Source organism: Streptomyces sp. NPDC001668, assembly GCF_042893155.1.
Classification (GTDB): domain Bacteria; phylum Actinomycetota; class Actinomycetes; order Streptomycetales; family Streptomycetaceae; genus Streptomyces.
In genome coordinates, this window is sequence record NZ_JBIAUQ010000008.1 from 52,840 (window position 1) to 70,550 (window position 17,711).

The window sequence follows — 17,711 nt, forward strand, 5'->3', positions numbered from 1 at the left end:
GGGATTCCTCTCAGGCGGCGGTTTATTTCCAGGGAATCCGCAAAGGCGGGTGGCGCCGTCCTTCAATTCCTTTGATCATTCCGGGTTGCGGTTTTATGGCCCTTATGAATTCGTTCACCGAATCATGGGGCGGAATTCTCCGGGCGCTCATCGGCGCTCCGGGGCCGGTCAGGGGGGACCGGAGCCGTTCAGCCAGAAGGCGCCGTACAGGGCGGAGGCGGTGGCGATGGACGCCAGGATCAGGGCTGACCTGCGGGTACCCGCGCGGGCGAGGGCCAGGGCGAGGGGGAGCAACAGGGGGAAGGCGGGCATCAGCAGGCGCGGTTTCGAGCCGAAGTAGCTCGACGCGCACAGGGCGAGCGCGGTGACGACCCCCGCGTACACCAGGAGGGACAGCGGTTGGCCCTGGCGCACACAGGTGACGTACAGCCACACCACCAGCCCGACGCCGACGATCAGCCCGACCCCGGCGAGGGCCGACGGGAACGACGTGAACTTGTCGGCGACGAACCGCGCGAAGGCGTACCCCCCGTCGAACCCGTTGCGCCAGCCCGCCTGGACGTCGAGATACCCGAACGGACCCTTGCCGGTGCGGCGGCCGACCCACAGGACGTAGGCGGCGGCGCCGAGGGGGGCGAGGGCCATGCCGAGGGCGCGGCGGGTGCGGGTGTGCCGGGCGGGCGTGGGGGCGGCCGGGCTGCCGGCGCCTGGCGGCTGGGCCCGGACGGGGGCGGCGCCCGGGTGCGGGGAGCGTGGCGGTCCAGGGGCGCCGCCGACGTCCGGTGGATGTCCGGCCGTGGAGAGGGGCCGGGGCGCGGGGGCCGGGGTGGGTGTGGGGGCGGGCGGATTGTCGGCGTTTGCGGAGTGGGCCCGGGCGGGGGCGGTGCCCGGGTGCGGGGAGCGTGGCGGTCCGGGGGTGCCGCCGATGTCCGGTGGATGTCCGGCCGTGGAGAGGGGCCCGGCCCCGGGGGCCGGTTCAGCAGCGTGGGCGTCGCCGGTGCCGGCCGCGGTCTCGTCCCGCACGGAAGAACCGGCGTCGCGGGTGCTCGGGTCGCGGACGGCCCGGGTGGCTCCGTACGGATCCGGGGCGCGGCGGGGCGGGGCCGTTTCTTGTGCGGCCGTGTTGCCCAGGTCCTGGGCGGGTACGGCGGCCGAGGCCGTGTCCCGTCGTTCCGCGGGCACGGCGGCCGAGGCCGTGTCCCGTCGTTCCACGGGCCCGGTGTGCTCCGTGACGCCCCCGAAGCCTTCTCGCGGCTGCCGGTCCCGCACGAACGCGGTGATCCCCGCCGCCCACACCGCCGCCACCACCGCCAGCCCCACCGGGCGGGTCAGGCCCGCCAGGGAGGCCAGCAGGCCCGCCGTCACCCAGCGGCCGGTCAGCACCGCGTACAGCGACCAGGCCGCCAGGGCCGTGAACAGGGACTCGCTGTACGCCATCGACTGGACGATCCCGACGGGCAGCACGGCCCACAGCAGAACCGCGCAGACACCCGCCCGACGGCCGTACACATGGTCCGCGACCGCGAAGACGCCCCAGGCCGCGGCGAGGGAGGCGAGCAGGGAGATCGCGAAGCCCGCGTCGGCGTACGACAGCGGGGTCACCGCCGACAGCAGCCGCTCCAGCCAGGGCAGGAGCGGGAAGAAGGCCAGGTTGGAGTGGACGTCGCCGTTGGGCAGCCGCACCTCGTAGCCGTACCCGAGTTCGGCGACCCTCGTGTACCAGAGCGCGTCCCAGCGGGCGGTCAGCAGGGTGTACGCGTTCTTGTCGCGCGCCGTGCTCCACAGGGCCAGCGTCAGGAGGCCCAGGGCGCGTACGGCCGCGTAGCCGAGCAGCGCCGGGGCGGCTCGGCACAGGGCCGGTTCGGTGCGCGTTCCAAGATCGGTCACGGGTCCGATTATCGACCGCCCCGCGGACCCGCCCGACCGCCGGGGCGTGACGAGGGGCGCGGAAAGTGGCGTACGCCACACGTGTTCGGTCCGAAGTGTGAGAGCTCCGCCACTGGGCCCGCGTACGAACTCGCGTACGCTGACGTGTCACCCGCCGTTCGCTGCGCGGGCCGGAGACCACCGCTCCTCTCCGGCCGAGATCATGGGGAGTCCCCACCCCGTGTGCCCGCCGAACGCGAGGGAACATCTGGGAGGTACGTACATGTCCGGGACGACCACGGCCGCCGCACTGCTGCGCCGTCGGGCGGCCGGGGCCGGTGCAAACCGCTGGGTCGTCCTCGTCGTCCTCTGCGTCAGCCTGCTCCTGGTCGCCCTCGACGCCACCGTGCTGCACGTGGCGGTACCCGCCGTCACCGAGGACCTCAAGCCCGGCGCGATGGAACTGCTCTGGATCGTCGACGTCTATCCGCTCGTCTGCGCCTCGCTGCTGATCCTCTTCGGCACGCTCGGCGACCGCGTCGGCCGCAGACGGGTACTCCTTCTCGGCTACGGCCTGTTCGGCGTCGCCTCCGCGGTCGCCGCCTTCGCGGACAGCGCCCAGGTGCTGATCCTCGCGCGGGCCCTGCTCGGCGTCGGCGGCGCGATGATCATGCCCGCGACCCTGTCGATCCTCCGCCAGGTCTTCCCCGACCGGCGTGAGCGGGCGCTGGCGATCGGCATCTGGAGCGCCGTCGCCGCGGTCGGCGCCGCGGTCGGGCCGCTGCTCGGCGGGTTTCTGCTCGAACACTTCTGGTGGGGCTCGGTCTTCCTCGTCAACATCCCGTTGATGCTGGTCAGCCTGCCGATCGGCCGACTGCTGCTGCCCGAGTCGAAGGGCACCGCCAAGGGCCCCTGGGACGTCGTAGGCGCGCTGACGGCGGCCGCCGGCCTGTTCGCCCTCGTGCTCGGCGTGAAGCGGCTCGGCGGCGGGGAACTCGACGTGTTCACCGCGGTGCCGCTGGTGCTGGGCGCGGCCCTGCTCGTCCTGTTCGTACGGCGGCAGCGGCGCCTCACGCATCCCCTGGTGGACCTGCGGATGTTCGCCCGCCCCGCGTTCAGCACCTCGGTCGGCTGCATCGTCCTGGCGATGCTCGCGCTGGTGGGACTCGAACTGATCGCGGCGCAGTACCTCCAGCTGGTCCTCGACCTGTCCCCGCTGGAGACCGGTCTGCGGCTGCTGCCGCTGACGATCGCCGCGATGGCCGCGGGACTCGCCGGGGCGCGGCTGCTGCGCCGGTTCGGGCCGCGCCGGATGGTGAGCGCCGGGTTCTGCCTCACGGCGCTGGCCGTGCTGCTGCTCACCGCGATGGGCGACGCGGACAACGCGGGCCTGCTGGTGTCCGGGTTCGTGCTGCTCGGGTTCGGTCTGGAGACGACGCTCTTCGGGGCGTACGAGTCGATGCTCAGCGAGGCACCGCCGGAGCAGGCGGGCGGGGCCGCGGCGATCGGCGAGACCTCGTACCAGCTCGGGGCGGGCATCGGGATCGCGCTGCTCGGCAGCGTGATGAACGCGGCGTACACACCCGGCCTCTCGGACGTGCCCGGTGTCCCGGACTCCGCGTCCAGGTCGGCCGGACACTCCCTCGGCGAGGCCTACGAGGTCGCCGGACACCTCGGCGGACCCGCGGGGGTGGCCCTGCGCCGGGCCGCCCAGGACTCCTTCGTGCACGGGCTGCACGTGACCTTGCTGGTGAGCGCGGGGTTGTTGCTGCTGGGCGCGGTGATGGCGCTGCGGCTGCCGCGCACGATGCAGTGCGGCGAGGCCCCGGGGGCGGTCGAGCTTCCGGCGCCCAGGGAAGTCGCGGAGTCGCGCGTCTCGGCCTGACGGTTGTCTGGCTGTGCGGGAGGCCGCGCGGTAACGTCGCCCACGAAGCTTAATTAGCGCTGCTAGTTTCGAGTCGCCCGTCTGCCGGAGGATGTGCCATGCCCCCGTTCGACCCCGCCGACCCCCTCGGCATCGACGACCTGCTGGAACCGGAGGACCTCGCGATCCGCGAGACCGTGCGGACCTGGGCCGCCGACCGTGTCCTGCCGCACGTCGCCGACTGGTACGAGAAGGGCGAGCTGCCGCAGATCAGGGAACTGGCCCGGGAACTCGGGGAGATCGGCGCCCTCGGGATGTCGCTCAGCGGATACGGGTGCGCCGGCGCCTCCGCCGTGCAGTACGGGCTCGCCTGTCTGGAACTGGAGGCCGCCGACTCCGGGATCCGGTCCCTCGTCTCGGTGCAGGGCTCGCTCGCCATGTACGCGATCCACCGGTTCGGCAGCGAGGAGCAGAAGCAGACCTGGCTGCCCCGCATGGCCGCCGGCGAGGTGATCGGCTGCTTCGGGCTCACCGAGCCCGACCACGGCTCCGACCCCGGCTCCATGCGGACGTACGCCAAGAAGGACGGCACGGACTGGGTCTTGAACGGGCGCAAGATGTGGATCACCAACGGGTCGGTCGCCGGGGTCGCCGTGGTGTGGGCGCAGACCGACGAGGGGATCCGCGGGTTCGCGGTGCCGACCGGCACGGCCGGTTTCTCGGCGCCGGAGATCAAGCACAAGTGGTCGCTGCGGGCCAGCGTCACCAGTGAGCTGGTCCTGGACGACGTACGGCTGCCCGCCGAGGCGGTGCTGCCGGAGGTCGTCGGGCTCAAGGGGCCGCTGAGCTGTCTCTCGCACGCCCGGTACGGGATCGTGTGGGGCGCGATGGGGGCGGCGCGGTCGTGTTTCGAGACCGCCGTGGACTACGCGAAGACGCGGGAGCAGTTCGGGCGGCCGATCGGGGGCTTCCAGCTCACCCAGGCCAAACTCGCCGACATGGCGGTCGAACTGCACAAGGGGATTCTGCTCGCCCACCATCTGGGGCGGCGCATGGACGCCGGCCGCCTGCGTCCCGAGCAGGTCAGCTTCGGCAAGCTCAACAACGTCCGCGAGGCCATCGAGATCTGCCGTACGGCGCGGACGATCCTCGGTGCCAACGGGATCTCCCTCGAATACCCCGTGATGCGGCACGCGACGAACCTCGAGTCGGTGCTGACGTACGAGGGCACCGTCGAAATGCATCAGTTGGTGCTGGGCAAGGCGCTCACCGGGTTGGACGCCTTCCGGTGAAGACTGCCTGGGGCAGGGCCGGCGAGCGGCCCTGCCTCAGCTCTGGTTGAAGAAGCCGTCCGTGCGGTGCGCGGCCGGATCGCCGTTCACGATCTCCGTGTTGGCGGGGGTCAGCAGGAACACCCGGGTGGACACGCGCTCGATGGAACCGCGCAGCCCGAAGATCAGCCCCGCCGCGAAGTCGACGACGCGCTTGGCGTCACCGGCCTCCATCGCGGTGAGGTTCATGATGACGGGGACACCCTCACGGAAGAGTTCGCCGATGGCGCGGGCGTCCCGGAAGCTGTCCGGAGTCACCGTGCCGATCCGGCGGCCCTTCTCCTCGGCGACGTCCGAGGCCACCTTGACCCGGGGGTCGGTGACCCAGGCATCCCCGGGCTCGGTCCCTTCGGAGTATCCGTCGTCGTCGTAGTAACGCTCGTCATCGTTGTCGTCAACGAGGCCCAGCCAGGCACTCGCCTTGCGCACCGATCCCATGGACGCCTCCTCTCGCAGCGGTCTCTCTTGCTTCTGTTTCCCTATGGTCATCCATGATGCGGATCGCGCGCCAAGTGAATAGCCGCCGCGCGGGGGGTTTGTGACGGTACTGGTGCACAGCGAATACGTCGAGAGCCCAGGTACCCCAAGGGTCGTGTCCCATACGGCTGCTGACTGTGAGTGAAATATGATTCTTCACGGCGTACGGGTGAGGGCTGGGGCGTACGGGTGAACGCGGCGGCGGAGCCGAAGCCGCTGCTCAACGCCGTGACGGCCACGGGAGATCGACGTGGCCGCGGTCTCCGGGACCCGCCGTGATCGGCGTGCGGATATCGGTTCTGACGGCGGATCAGGCGGCGCAGATTTCTTTCGGCGGGAGAGACCGGGGCGGGGCCGCACACCGGTACGGCCCCGTGTCCCTAAGAGTGTTTAGCTTCCGGGGGCGAGATCCGGGACTTCGCTATCGCCGAGTCCGTGGTGCCCCACTTCTTGAGGATCCTGGCGTAGGTGCCGTCCTCGATGAGGTCGTTCACCGCCGCCTGGAAGGCCTTGGCCAGCGGGGTGCCCTTCTTGAAGGCGAACCCGACGTCCAGGCGGTGGTACTCGTTGAGGAACTTCACGCCCTGCTGGTGGGCCACCGCGTACCGCAGGCCGTTGATCGTGGACATCACGACATCGCTGCGGCCCTGCTGGAGCGAGGACCAGATGGCGCCCTGTTCGTTGTAGGTCTGCACCTTGTACGGCTTCTCGCACAGGTGCTTGTTGTCCTCCAGCGTGGCTTCGAAGGTCGTGCCCGCGCCGGTCGCCACGTTCAGACCGCACAGCTGCGTCAGGTCGGTGACCTTGGTGAGCTTGCTGTCGCTGCGGGTGGCGAAGCCCTGGCCGTCGTTGATGTAGGTGACGAAGTCGATCGTCCTGCGGCGCTCGTCGGTCACGCCGAAGTTGCCGACGCCGAGGTCGTACTTGCCGCTGTCGAGGGCCGGAAGGATCGCCTCGAAGCTCGCCTGCTCGGTCTTCAGCCTGATGCCGAGGACCTTCGCGACCGCGTTCGCGAAGTCGACGTCCTGGCCGGCCAGGGTCTTGCCGTCGTCCAGGATCGAGGTGCCCGGCGGCTGGCCGGAGACGCTGACCGCGAGAGTCAGGCTCGTGGTGCCGGGCGGCAGCAGTGCGGCCGCGGCCCCGTCCTTCTTGACCGCGGAGACGACGTCGGTGGTGGGGATCGCGTCGGACCGGGCCGACGCGGTGGCGGCGTCGTCCGTGCCGGATCCGCACGCGGTCAGGAACAGGGTGCCCGCGGTGATGAGGGCGAACGGGAAAATCAGTCGGTTGTGGGCATGCGTGAGTGTGCGCACGGTGAAGCGGTCTCCTGGAAGCGGGAACGCCGGGTGAGGGGAGGGCGCGTGCGAAGGCGGGTCGCGTGTGAAGACGGGTCGCGTGTGAAGGCGGAGGAGAACGCGAAAGGCGCCCCGCGAAGGCAGGGCGCGCAGTGGGTCAGCTCAACAGGAAGAGGACCACACGCGACCGAAGTCGATGTGGGAGCGCCTGACCAGCCACTGCTGTGGATGCATGGGGCAAGTGGAACAGGCATCCGGTGCGGCGTCAACCGACTTGAGATGTACCGCTCACAGTGTGGACAGCCTTGACAGCGCGGGGAAACGGCCCCGTAGTCTCGACGGACGCGGCCCTGCTGAGGGGCTCGGCCGCGTCCGTCGTATCCGTCGTGTCCGTGTGAAGGCATCCATCCGAGTTCGACCAACTCGATGTCACGGAGCCTTCGCATGTCCTCCGACACCCTCGCCCAAGCCCCCACCGCACCCGGCCTGACCGAACACGCGGATTCCCTGCGGATCGTCCCGCGCCGCCGGCTCGGCCAGTGGACGGCCGCCGTCGCCGTTCTCCTGCTGCTCGGCCTCGCCGTCAACTCCGTCCTGCGCAACGACGCGTTCCAGTGGGACGTCGTCGCGGACTACTTCACCACCGACGCCGTCCTGCGCGGCCTGTGGCTCACGCTCTGGCTGACCGCGGTGGTGATGACGCTCGGCTTCGTGCTGGGCGCACTGCTCGCCGCGGCCCGGCTCTCCGCCAACCCCGTGCTCAGAAGCGTGAGTTGGGGATACGTATGGCTGTTCCGGTCGATCCCGATCCTGGTGCAGCTGCTGCTCTGGTTCAACATCGGGGCGCTGTACCCGCGGATATTCGGGGTGCGGACGGTCGACCTGCTCGGCCCGGTCACCGTCGCCGTCATCGGCCTGACCCTGCACGAGGCCGCCTACGCCGCCGAGGTGGTGCGCGGCGGCATCCTGTCCGTGGACCGCGGGCAGATCGAGGCCGCGCAGGCACTCGGACTGAGCCGGTGGCGGCGCTGGTGGCGGATCGTGCTGCCGCAGGCGATGCGCTCCATCGTGCCCCCGGCCGGGAACATGCTGATCGGCACCCTCAAGGGCACCTCCATCGTCAGCGTGATCGCCGTGCAGGACCTGCTCTACTCCGTGCAGCTCGTCTACCACCGCACCTACCAGGTCATCCCGCTGCTGATGGTCGCCACCGTCTGGTACACCGTCGTCACCTCGGTGCTCGGCATCGGCCAGCACTACATCGAGAAGCACTACGCCCGCGGTGCGGAGCGCACCCGATGAGGCGCTCGCTGGTGATCGTCGGAGCCGGGCCGCGGGGGACCGGTCTGATCGAGCGGATCGCCGCCAACGCCCCCGAGCTGTACGACGGTTCGGGCCTGGACCTGCACCTGGTGGACCCGCACCCGCCGGGCGCCGGGCGCATCTGGCGCGCGGCGCAGTCGCCGCTGCTGTGGATGAACTCGCACGCCGAGGACGTCACCATGTTCACCGACGAGACGGTGGACATGGCCGGACCCGTGCGCCCCGGCCCCACCCTGCACGAGTGGGCCGGCATCGACGGCCGCACCTTCGCCGACCGGCAGCTCCAGGGCGCCTACCTGCGCTGGGTGCACGAGCAGGCGGTCGCCGCGCTGCCGCCGTCGGTGTCCGTCCACCACCACCCACGGCGGGCCCTGCGGGTCAGCGGACCGCCCGAGGGGCGCCAGGAGGTCTGGCTGGAGGGCCGTCCGCGCCCGCTCCTCGCCGACCTGGTCGTCCTCGCCCTGGGCCACCTCGACGCCGAACTCGACGACGAGCAGCGGGAATTGGCCGAGTACGCCCGCACCCACGGCCTCGTCCACCTGCCGCCGGACTTCACCGCCGACAGCGACCTGTCCGCGCTCGCACCCGGCGAACCGGTCCTGGTCCGCGGGTTCGGGCTCGCCTTCGTCGACCTGATGGCGCTGCTCACCGAGGGCCGGGGCGGGCGGTACGACGAGGACGAGGGCGTCTATGTGCCGTCCGGGCGGGAGCCCGTGCTGTACGTCGGATCGCGGCGCGGAGTGCCGTACCACTCGAAGATCGGCTACGACTGGACCGGCGAGCGGCCGCCGTTGCCCCGCTTCCTGGGGCCGGACCGGATCGACGAACTGCTCGCCCGGCCGGAGGGGTTCGACTTCCGGGGTGACGTGTGGCCGCTGGTGGAGAAGGAGCTCGGGTTCGCCCACTACCACCGGCTGTTCACCGTCCATCCGGAGCGGACCGCGATGTCCTGGGCCGACTTCGAGGAGAAGTACGCGGCCATCGAGGACGCCGTCGAACGGGAGACCCTGGTGGCCTCTGCCGTGCCCGGTCTCCGTGACCGGCTCGACCTCGCCCGGCTGGACCGGCCGCTGGAGGGTGTGCGGTACGCGACGCACGAGGAGTTCCAGGAGGGGCTGCGGCAGTACGTCGAGGCGGATCTGAGCCGCCGTCATGATCCGGAGTACAGCCAGGACTTGGCGGTGTTCCTCGGGCTGCTCTCCGTCTACGGTCAGCTGGTCCGGCTCGGGGACATCGGCGGCTGGTGGCACGGGTTCTTCAGCTATCTGGCCTCCGGGCCGCCCGGACCCCGGCTGCGGCAGCTGCTCGCGCTGTCCCGGGCCGGGGTGCTCAGGTTCGTCGGGGCCGACATGGAAGTCCGCGCCGAGGACGGGGTGTTCCGGGCGTCGAGCCCCACCGTGCCGGGCCACTCGGTCCAGGCGCGGGCACTGGTCGAGGCCCGGCTGCCCGAACCGACCGTCCGGCGGGCCCTCGATCCGCTGCTGCGCGCGCTGCACGCCGAGGGGGCCGCCGAGAGCCCCGACGGGCTGCTGCGCGTGGACCGCGCCGACGGGCGGGTCCTGGACCGGTCCGGCCGGCCGCACCCACGGCGCTTCGCTCTCGGGCCGCACACCGACGGCCGTACACCCGGCGCCTTCACCCGGCCGCGCACCGGCGGGCCCGCGTTCCGGCAGAACGACGCGACCGCCCGGGCCGCACTGCGGTTCCTCGGCGAGCTCGCCGGTCGAGCGGCCGCCTAAGTCACTGGAAGAGCAGGGGAGTACAGCGATGACCGTCATGGTCGACATCAGGTCCGTGCACAAGAGTTTCGGCTCGCTGGAGGTGCTCAAGGGCATCGACCTCGCCGTACCCGCCGGTGAGGTCACCGTGATCCTCGGTCCGTCCGGATCCGGCAAGTCGACGCTGCTGCGCACGATCAACCACCTGGAGAAGGTGGACAAGGGCGTGGTCAGCGTGGACGGGGCGCTGGTCGGGTACCGGCGCTCCGGCGACAGGCTGTACGAGCTGTCCGAGCGCGAGGTGCTCAGACAGCGCACCCGGATCGGCTTCGTCTTCCAGAACTTCAACCTGTTCCCGCATCTGACGGTGCTGGAGAACGTGGTCGAGGCCCCGGTGTCCGCGCTGAAGCGGCCGCGCAAGGACGCCGTCGAGGCGGCGCGACGGCTCCTGGACCGGGTGGGACTCGCCGACAAGGCGGACGCCTATCCGCGGCAGCTCTCCGGCGGGCAGCAGCAACGGGTCGCCATCGCACGGGCGTTGGCGCTGGAGCCCCGGCTGCTGCTGTTCGACGAGCCGACCTCCGCACTCGACCCCGAGCTGGTGGGCGAGGTCCTCGACGTCATCAAGGACCTGGCCCACCAGGGCACCACGATGATCGTCGTCACGCACGAGATCGGCTTCGCCCGAGAGGTCGCCGACACCGTCGTGTTCATGGACGACGGACGGATCGTCGAGCAGGGCCCGCCGGCCGCCGTGCTGGACGACCCGCAACACGCACGCACGCGGTCCTTCCTCTCGAAGGTGCTGTGATGCTGCATCTGTCCGCAGCCGTCGACCAGACCTCCGCCTACGACGCCGCCTCCTACGTGGCCCTCGCCCGGCTCGCCGAGCGCGGCGGGCTCGACTTCGTGACGCTGGACGACACCTTCGCCCGGCCGGGGCCTGACGCGCTCGGCGTGCTGTCCCGGGTCGCACCCGCCACCCGCCGGATCGGCCTGGTGCCCACCGTCACGACCACCCACACCGAGCCCTTCCACGTCCAGGCCGCCGTCGCCACCCTCGACTGGGTCAGCCGGGGCAGGGCCGGCTGGCGGATCGACGTCTCGGCCACCGAGGGCGAGGCCCGCCTCTTCGGCCGCCGGCTCGCGGCACCGGCCGAGGCGCTGTGGCAGGAGGCAGGCGAAGTCGCCGACGTGGCCGCGCGGTTGTGGGACAGCTGGGAGGACGACGCCGAGATACGGGACGTGCCCAACGGCCGCTTCATCGACCGGGACAAGCTGCACCACGTCGACTTCCAGGGCACGTCCTTCTCGGTCAGGGGCCCCTCGATCGTGCCGCGTCCTTTGCAGGGCCACCCGGTCCGGGTGGTCGACGCCACCGACGGGCCCGCCCGCCGGACCGCGGCCCGGTACGCCGACGTGGCCCTCGTCCGGGCCGCGAGCCCCGCCCAGGCAGCCGCCGTACGACATGAACTCCGTGCCGCCGCAGCCGAGTTCGGCCGGCGCCCCGACGAACTGCGGGTTCTCGCCGGTCTCCTCGTCGACCTCGGAGACGGCGAGCGGGCGGCCGAACCGGGCCACGGCGGAGGCGGCCCCCGCCAGACCGTGCAGGGACCGGTCTACCGGGGCGGTCCCGTCGACCTCGCCGAACTGATCGCCACCTGGCACGGCGAGGGCGTCGTCGACGGCTTCCACCTCACGCCCGCCGAACCCCTGCGCGACCTGGAACGGCTCGTCAACGGCACGGTGGCGCTGCTCCAGCACCGCGGACTGTTCCGCACCTTCTACCCGGGCAGCACACTCCGGGAGCACCTGGGGCTCGCCAGACCCGCCAACCAGTACGCCGTGCCCGGGGGAGCGTCATGAGCCGCAAGCAGATGCACCTGGCCGCGCACTTCCCGGGCGTCAACAACACCACCGTGTGGGCCGATCCGCGGTCCGGGTCCCAGATCGAGTTCTCGTCCTTCGAGCACCTGGCGCGGACGGCCGAGCGCGGTCTCTTCGACTTCTTCTTCCTCGCCGAGGGGCTGCGGCTGCGCGAACACAAGGGCCGTATCCACGACTTGGACGTGGTCGGGCGCCCCGAGTCGCTCACCGTGCTGGGCGCGCTCGCCGCCGTCACCGAACACCTCGGCCTCGCGGCCACCGTCAACGCGACCTTCAACGAGCCGTACGAACTCGCCCGCAGGTTCGCCACCCTCGACCACCTGAGCGGGGGCCGGGCCGCCTGGAACGTGGTGACCTCCTCCGACGCCTTCACCGGGGAGAACTTCCGGCGCGGCGGCTTCCTCGACCGGGCCGACCGCTACCCCCGTGCCGCCGAATTCCTGGATGCCGCACGGCAGTTGTGGGACTCCTGGACACCGGACGGGATCCCGCGGCCGTTCGCGCACCGCGGGCGGCACTTCGACATCGCGGGAGAGTTCACCCTGCCGCGCTCTCCGCAGGGGCACCCGGTCGTCATCCAGGCCGGGGACTCCGACGAGGGGCGGGAGTTCGCCGCCCGCGCCGCCGACGTGGTCTTCACCCGGCGGAGCTCGCTGGAGGACGGCCGCGCCTTCTACGCCGACGTGAAGCGCCGCCTCGCCAAGTACGGCCGTACGCCCGACGACCTGAAGATCATGCCCGGGGCCGGTGTCGTCCTCGGGGACACCGCGGCCGAGGCGCAGGAGAGGGCCGCCGAGATCCGGCGGCAGCAGACCTCTCCGCAGACCGCGCTGCTCACCCTGGAGCAGATCTGGGGCGTCGACCTGTCGGGGTACGACCCGGACGGCCCGCTCCCCGACATCGACCCGGTGGCCGACCCGGCGCTCACCCAGGGGCGGACCCGGCGCGGTGACACCGTGGTGATCGCCGAAAAGTGGCGGGCCCTGTCCCGGGAGAAGGGGCTGTCCATCCGGGAGACCGTGATCGAGGCGGGCGGGCGGCAGTCCTTTGTCGGAACCCCGGAGGCGGTCGCCGCCGAGCTCGACGCGTTCGTGCGGCGCGAGGCCGCCGACGGCTTCATCCTCGTCCCCCATCTCACCCCGGGCGGGCTCGACGAGTTCGTGGACAGGGTGGTTCCGCTGCTCCAGGAACGCGGTGCGTTCCGCACGGAGTACCGGGGAACGACCCTGCGCGCGCATCTCGGGCTCCCCGATCCCGCGGGCGACGGCTGACCGCCGGGGCGGACCGTCGGGGGCGGTTTTCGGCGATACGGCGAGCGGGGACGGAAACCCCCGATTCCGGTTTCCGTGGCCCTCCGTGCCGGACGCCTACGGTCGTACGACGGCCGACTCCGACCGGGCACCGTCGGCATCCCGCGCCGTCGCCGACCACGGCATCTGTCCTTGCCCGCCGCTCGGGGACGCCTTCGGTGCCGCCGTCGCGAAGGGGGAGCTGGACGTGATCCAGGGCGGGTCCGTTCCCTCCGAATGACAAAGGTCTTTCAAAGGTTGACGGCCGAAAGGCGCCCTTGCGCCGACCGTCCGTTCGGCCGAATACTCCCCCTCAGCGCTTGTCAGGAGCACGGCGTGTTCGAAAACCGGACGGCCGGGCCGCTGACTGCGCCTCACGGGCCCCGACCCCACGCGGGCCCCCGACTTCCCTTGGAGGGAACGAAACGTGAGGATCAAGCGCACCAACCCCCGCAGTGGCATCACGAGACGGACCCGGCTGATCGCCGGTACCACCGGCCTCGTGGCCGCGGCCGCGATCGCGGTCCCCAGCGCCAACGCGACCGCTGCGAGCCCGTTCAGCACGGCCGAACTCAAGAGCGCCAGCAGCTCGGTGCTCAAGGCGGACATCCCGGGCACCGCCTGGGCCGTCGACAGCAAGACCAACCGTGTGGTCGTCACCGTCGACAGCACGGTCTCACAGGCGGAGATCGCCAAGATCAAGGAGCAGGCGGGCAGCAACGCCGACGCGCTCACGATCAAGCGGACCCCGGGCAAGTTCAACAAGCTGATCTCCGGCGGCGACGCCATCTATGCGAGTAGCTGGCGCTGCTCCCTCGGCTTCAACGTCCGCAGCGGCAGCACCTACTACTTCCTGACCGCCGGTCACTGCACCGACGGCGCGGGCACCTGGTGGTCGAACTCGGGCCACACGACCACCCTCGGCTCGACGGCGGGGTCCAGCTTCCCGACGAACGACTACGGCCTCGTCAAGTACTCGTCGAGCTACCCGGTCTCGTCGATCTCCGGCACCGTCGGCAGCGTCGACATCACCAGCGCCGCCACCCCGTCCGTGAACACCACGGTCTACCGCCGCGGTTCCACCACCGGCATCCACAGCGGCCGGGTCACCGCACTGAACGCGACCGTCAACTACGGCGGCGGCGACATTGTCTACGGCCTGATCCAGACCACGGTCTGCGCCGAGCCCGGCGACTCCGGCGGCCCGCTCTACTCCAACGGCGGTGTCGCCTACGGTCTGACCTCCGGCGGCAGCGGCAACTGCTCCTCCGGCGGCACGACCTTCTTCCAGCCGGTCACCGAGGCGCTGAGCGCGTACGGCGTGAGCGTCTTCTAGAACCGCACCGGCCTGTGCAGCGGCCGGCACCTGGTGAGCCCTCGTACGCGTCCGTCGTACGGGGGCTCATCGCGGTCAGGGCGCGGCCGGTCCCGGGCCGGCGCACAGCCAGTCCAGTACGGCCGGCAGGGCTTCCAGAGCTCCGAAATGCCCGGTGTCCCGCTGGAGGACGGGGCGGACCCGGGGGATGCGGTCCGCCAGCCACGTGAAGTGGCCGACCGGGGAGAACCGGTCCTGGTCGCCGTGCCACAGCAGGACGGGCCGGGTGACGGCCGCCGGGTCGAAGCCCCAGTTGCTGAGCAGCGCGAGGTCGTCGTCCAGCCAGCCGTACGACGAACCCCGCACCGCCTCCCGGTAGCCGCGCAGCAGCGGCTCGCCGACCGCCGGGGTGGACACGATCCGCCGGTCGGAGTCGGTGAGCCCGTCGCGCAATGAGACCAGCAGCTGCGCGGGGTCGCGGCGGATGTCGGCCGCGCGGGCGGCGAGGCGCTCGGCGAAGGCGAGCGGGTCGGTGAGCGCCCGGGTGAACTCCTCGACGTGGGACGCGGCCATGCCGTCGAACCAGCTCAGGTCCCTGGCGTCCGGGGGCGCGGGTGACGCCAGCACCGCCGCCCGCCGCACCCGGGTGGGCAGCAGCGCGGCGCAGGCCAGGGCGTGCGGTCCGCCGCCGGCGTGGCCGAGCACCGAGAAACGGCCGAGCCCGAGGGCGCCGGCCAGCTCCGCCACGTCCCGGGCGGCGTCGGCCACCCGGCGGCCCGGGAGCCGGTCGGAGTCGCCGTAGCCGGGGCGGTCGTAGGCGATGAACCGGATGTGCGGGTGCGCGGCCACGACCTCCGGGGGTACGACGCCGAAGCGGCAGCCCGGGGTGGCGTGCAGCAGTACCACCGGCGTGCCGTCCGGGTCGCCGTACTCCTCGACCGTCAGCCGGCGGCCGTCTCGCGTCCTGATGCCGTGGACCACCCGTGTCCTCCGTCTCCCTTTGTGTACACAGCGGAGTTACCGTCGAAGTACACACCTTGAGCGCCTGGTTCGGACCCTGGGGGTCGCGATGGTCGAGGAGCTGGTGGCGGCGGGCGTGACGCTCGTGTCCGCCGGAGCGGTGTACGTGATGGCGGCCGCGCGGGTCGTCAAGCAGTACGAACGGGGCGTGGTCTTCCGCCTCGGAAAGCTCCGGCCGGAGGTGCGCGGGCCGGGGTTCACGATGATCGTCCCGGTCGTCGACAAGCTCCGGAAGGTCAACATGCAGATCGTGACCATGCCGGTGCCGGGGCAGGAGGGCATCACCCGGGACAACGTCACGGTGCGGGTGGACGCCGTCGTCTACTTCAAGGTGACCTCACCGGCCGAGGCGGTCGTCCGGGTCGAGGACTACCGGTTCGCGGTCGCGCAGATGGCGCAGACCTCGCTGCGGTCGATCATCGGCAAGAGCGAGCTGGACGATCTGCTGTCCAACCGCGAAAAGCTCAACCAGGGACTGGAGTTGATGATCGACAGCCCCGCGGTGGAGTGGGGCGTCACGATCGACCGGGTCGAGATCAAGGACGTCTCCCTGCCCGAGACCATGAAGCGGTCCATGGCCCGGCAGGCCGAGGCGGACCGGGAGCGGCGGGCGCGGGTCATCAACGCGGACGCGGAGCTCCAGGCGTCGAAGAAGCTGGCCGAGGCGGCCAAGGAGATGTCCGAGCAGCCGGCCGCGCTGCAACTGCGGCTGCTGCAGACGGTGGTGGCGGTGGCGGCGGAGAAGAACTCGACGCTGGTGCTGCCGTTCCCCGTCGAGCTGCTGCGGTTCCTGGAGAAGGCGCAGCAGGGGGTGGGAGCCGCGCCTGCCGCTGTTCAGCAACCAGTGCAGGAGCAACGTCCGTCTCTTGAGCCCCGGCCGGATCCGGATCCGGAAGGGTCGAATTCAAGACAGGACTAGACCTCGCGGGCTGATGAGGTGTTACTCGCTCGTAGCGTTTGCGGTGTGAACGGCCTGGGGTGACCGTGCTCTGTCAAAAATGGTGGGGGCGCGCAACCGCGTTCTACGCGCGTCCGGAAGTCACCCTTGTGCGCTCCCTGTGGGGTTCGGAAGAGTAAGGCCTCGTCAACCAGCCTTCCGGCCCCGAGATCCCCACAATCTCCCAGGCCGACCCCCCACAGGAGGACGCGAGTTGAAGCACCGACGCATACCCGGGCGGCGGATCGCCGTGACGGGTGCGGGCATTGCCGCACTGGTCGCCGCGGGAGTCACCTTGCAGACTGCGAACGCCAGCGAGACGCCGGCCTCGCCCGACGTCAAGACCCTCTCGGCCGTCGCGGCCGGAAAGCTCGCCTCCACGCTCGGGGCGGAACTCGGCGCGGACGCGGCGGGGACGTTCTACGACGCGAAGACCAGGAGTCTCGTGGTGAACGTGCTCGACGAGGACGCGGCGCGGACCGTGAAGGCGGCCGGGGCCTCGGCGAGAGTCGTCTCGAACTCCCTTGCCGAACTGAGGAGCGCGCGTACGGCGCTCGCCGACGAAGCGGCCGTTCCGGGGACCTCCTGGGTGACCGACCCGACGACCAACAAGGTCGTCGTCACCGCCGACCGCACGGTCTCCGCCGCCGAGTGGGCCAAGCTCACCAAGGTGGTCGACGGGCTGGGTCAGGTGGCCGAACTCCAGCGTACGAAGGGGGAGTTCAAGCCCTTCGTCGCGGGCGGCGACGCGATCAGCGGGTCCGGCGGACGGTGCTCGCTCGGGTTCAACGTGGTCAAGGGCGGCGAGCCGTACTTCCTGACCGCGGGGCACTGCACCGAGGCGATCTCGACCTGGTCGGACGCGAGCGGGAACAAGATCGGCACCAACGCGGCGTCCAGCTTCCCGGGCAACGACTACGGGCTGGTGAAGTACACGGCCGGCGTCGACCACCCCAGCGAGGTGGACCTCTACAACGGCTCCGCGCAGGCGATCACCGGAGCGGCGTCGGCGACGGTCGGCCAGTCGGTGACGCGCAGCGGGTCCACGACCCAGGTGCACTCCGGGAAGGTCACCGGCCTGGACGCGACGGTGAACTACGGCAACGGCGACATCGTGAACGGGCTGATCCAGACCGATGTGTGCGCGGAGCCGGGGGACAGCGGCGGCTCGCTGTTCTCCGGGAGCAGCGCGATCGGGCTGACGTCCGGTGGCAGCGGTGACTGCACCTCCGGCGGGGAGACGTTCTTCCAGCCGGTGACGGAGGCGCTGTCGGCGACGGGTACGTCGATCGGCTGACGGTCGCCCGGTGGTGCGTGGAGTCCCGTCCCCCCTTGCGCGCAGGGGTGGGGCGGGGCTTCCGCTTTGTGTGTCTCGGGTGGGCGTCTCGT

At 71.3% G+C, this 17,711-nt stretch carries 15 protein-coding genes; 11 read left to right on the forward strand and 4 right to left on the reverse strand.

Annotated elements, in window-relative coordinates; genetic code table 11:
- Window positions 1-168 precede the first annotated feature (168 nt).
- Entirely contained in the window at window positions 169-1,887 is a 1,719-nt protein-coding gene (locus ACFYZ8_RS24450; protein ID WP_388536273.1) for a mannosyltransferase family protein, read from the reverse strand.
- Window positions 1,888-2,149: 262 nt separating this feature from the next.
- Here ACFYZ8_RS24450 and ACFYZ8_RS24455 point away from each other — a divergent pair, with 262 nt between their 5' ends.
- Window positions 2,150-3,751, forward strand: coding sequence for an MFS transporter (locus ACFYZ8_RS24455; protein ID WP_359031906.1), 1,602 nt, complete (start codon window positions 2,150-2,152; stop codon window positions 3,749-3,751).
- A 98-nt stretch (window positions 3,752-3,849) separates the two neighbouring features.
- Entirely contained in the window at window positions 3,850-5,022 is a 1,173-nt protein-coding gene (locus ACFYZ8_RS24460; protein WP_388536270.1) for an acyl-CoA dehydrogenase family protein, read from the forward strand.
- A 36-nt stretch (window positions 5,023-5,058) separates the two neighbouring features.
- On the opposite strand, the gene ACFYZ8_RS24465 is transcribed toward ACFYZ8_RS24460, so the two are convergent.
- Window positions 5,059-5,499, reverse strand: coding sequence for a cell division protein SepF (locus tag ACFYZ8_RS24465; protein ID WP_007381008.1), 441 nt, complete (start codon window positions 5,497-5,499; stop codon window positions 5,059-5,061).
- 419 nt (window positions 5,500-5,918) lie between these two features.
- A complete protein-coding gene (locus ACFYZ8_RS24470; protein WP_388536269.1) occupies window positions 5,919-6,851 on the reverse strand; it encodes an ABC transporter substrate-binding protein in 933 nt (310 codons plus the stop codon).
- Window positions 6,852-7,277: 426 nt separating this feature from the next.
- Between ACFYZ8_RS24470 and ACFYZ8_RS24475 the strand changes: the two genes are divergently transcribed.
- From ACFYZ8_RS24475 to ACFYZ8_RS24505, 7 genes are all read left to right on the forward strand, one after another.
- Window positions 7,278-8,135, forward strand: a complete 858-nt coding sequence (locus ACFYZ8_RS24475) for an amino acid ABC transporter permease (protein ID WP_388536267.1) — start codon at window positions 7,278-7,280, stop codon at window positions 8,133-8,135.
- Window positions 8,132-9,895, forward strand: a complete 1,764-nt coding sequence (locus ACFYZ8_RS24480; RefSeq protein ID WP_388536266.1) for an FAD/NAD(P)-binding protein — start codon at window positions 8,132-8,134, stop codon at window positions 9,893-9,895. The genes ACFYZ8_RS24475 and ACFYZ8_RS24480 overlap by 4 nt, the downstream gene beginning before the upstream one ends.
- Window positions 9,896-9,923: 28 nt before the next feature.
- Window positions 9,924-10,685 (forward strand): amino acid ABC transporter ATP-binding protein, encoded by a 762-nt coding sequence (locus tag ACFYZ8_RS24485; RefSeq protein WP_388536264.1) that lies wholly within the window; start codon window positions 9,924-9,926, stop codon window positions 10,683-10,685.
- On the forward strand, window positions 10,685-11,740 hold the full coding sequence (locus ACFYZ8_RS24490; protein WP_388536262.1) for an LLM class flavin-dependent oxidoreductase: 1,056 nt from the start codon (window positions 10,685-10,687) through the stop codon (window positions 11,738-11,740). The genes ACFYZ8_RS24485 and ACFYZ8_RS24490 overlap by 1 nt, the downstream gene beginning before the upstream one ends.
- The gene (locus ACFYZ8_RS24495) at window positions 11,737-13,032 is read left to right on the forward strand and encodes an NtaA/DmoA family FMN-dependent monooxygenase (RefSeq protein WP_388536260.1); all 1,296 of its coding nucleotides are present in this window, start codon (window positions 11,737-11,739) and stop codon (window positions 13,030-13,032) included. Before ACFYZ8_RS24490 ends, ACFYZ8_RS24495 begins: the two co-directional genes overlap by 4 nt.
- A gap of 85 nt (window positions 13,033-13,117) precedes the next feature.
- Entirely contained in the window at window positions 13,118-13,291 is a 174-nt protein-coding gene (locus ACFYZ8_RS24500) for a hypothetical protein (RefSeq protein WP_388536259.1), read from the forward strand.
- 186 nt (window positions 13,292-13,477) lie between these two features.
- The gene (locus ACFYZ8_RS24505) at window positions 13,478-14,386 is read left to right on the forward strand and encodes a S1 family peptidase (protein WP_388536257.1); all 909 of its coding nucleotides are present in this window, start codon (window positions 13,478-13,480) and stop codon (window positions 14,384-14,386) included.
- Window positions 14,387-14,461: 75 nt separating this feature from the next.
- On the opposite strand, the gene ACFYZ8_RS24510 is transcribed toward ACFYZ8_RS24505, so the two are convergent.
- Window positions 14,462-15,346, reverse strand: a complete 885-nt coding sequence (locus ACFYZ8_RS24510) for an alpha/beta fold hydrolase (protein WP_388536256.1) — start codon at window positions 15,344-15,346, stop codon at window positions 14,462-14,464.
- 88 nt (window positions 15,347-15,434) lie between these two features.
- On the opposite strand from ACFYZ8_RS24510, the gene ACFYZ8_RS24515 reads away from it, so the two are divergent.
- Together ACFYZ8_RS24515 and ACFYZ8_RS24520 are read left to right on the forward strand one after the other, a co-directional pair.
- A complete protein-coding gene (locus ACFYZ8_RS24515) occupies window positions 15,435-16,304 on the forward strand; it encodes a slipin family protein (RefSeq protein ID WP_388536254.1) in 870 nt (289 codons plus the stop codon).
- A 232-nt stretch (window positions 16,305-16,536) separates the two neighbouring features.
- Window positions 16,537-17,619: a S1 family peptidase gene (locus ACFYZ8_RS24520; RefSeq protein WP_388536252.1), complete on the forward strand. Its 1,083-nt coding sequence runs from the start codon at window positions 16,537-16,539 to the stop codon at window positions 17,617-17,619.
- The last annotated feature ends 92 nt before the right edge of the window (window positions 17,620-17,711 follow it).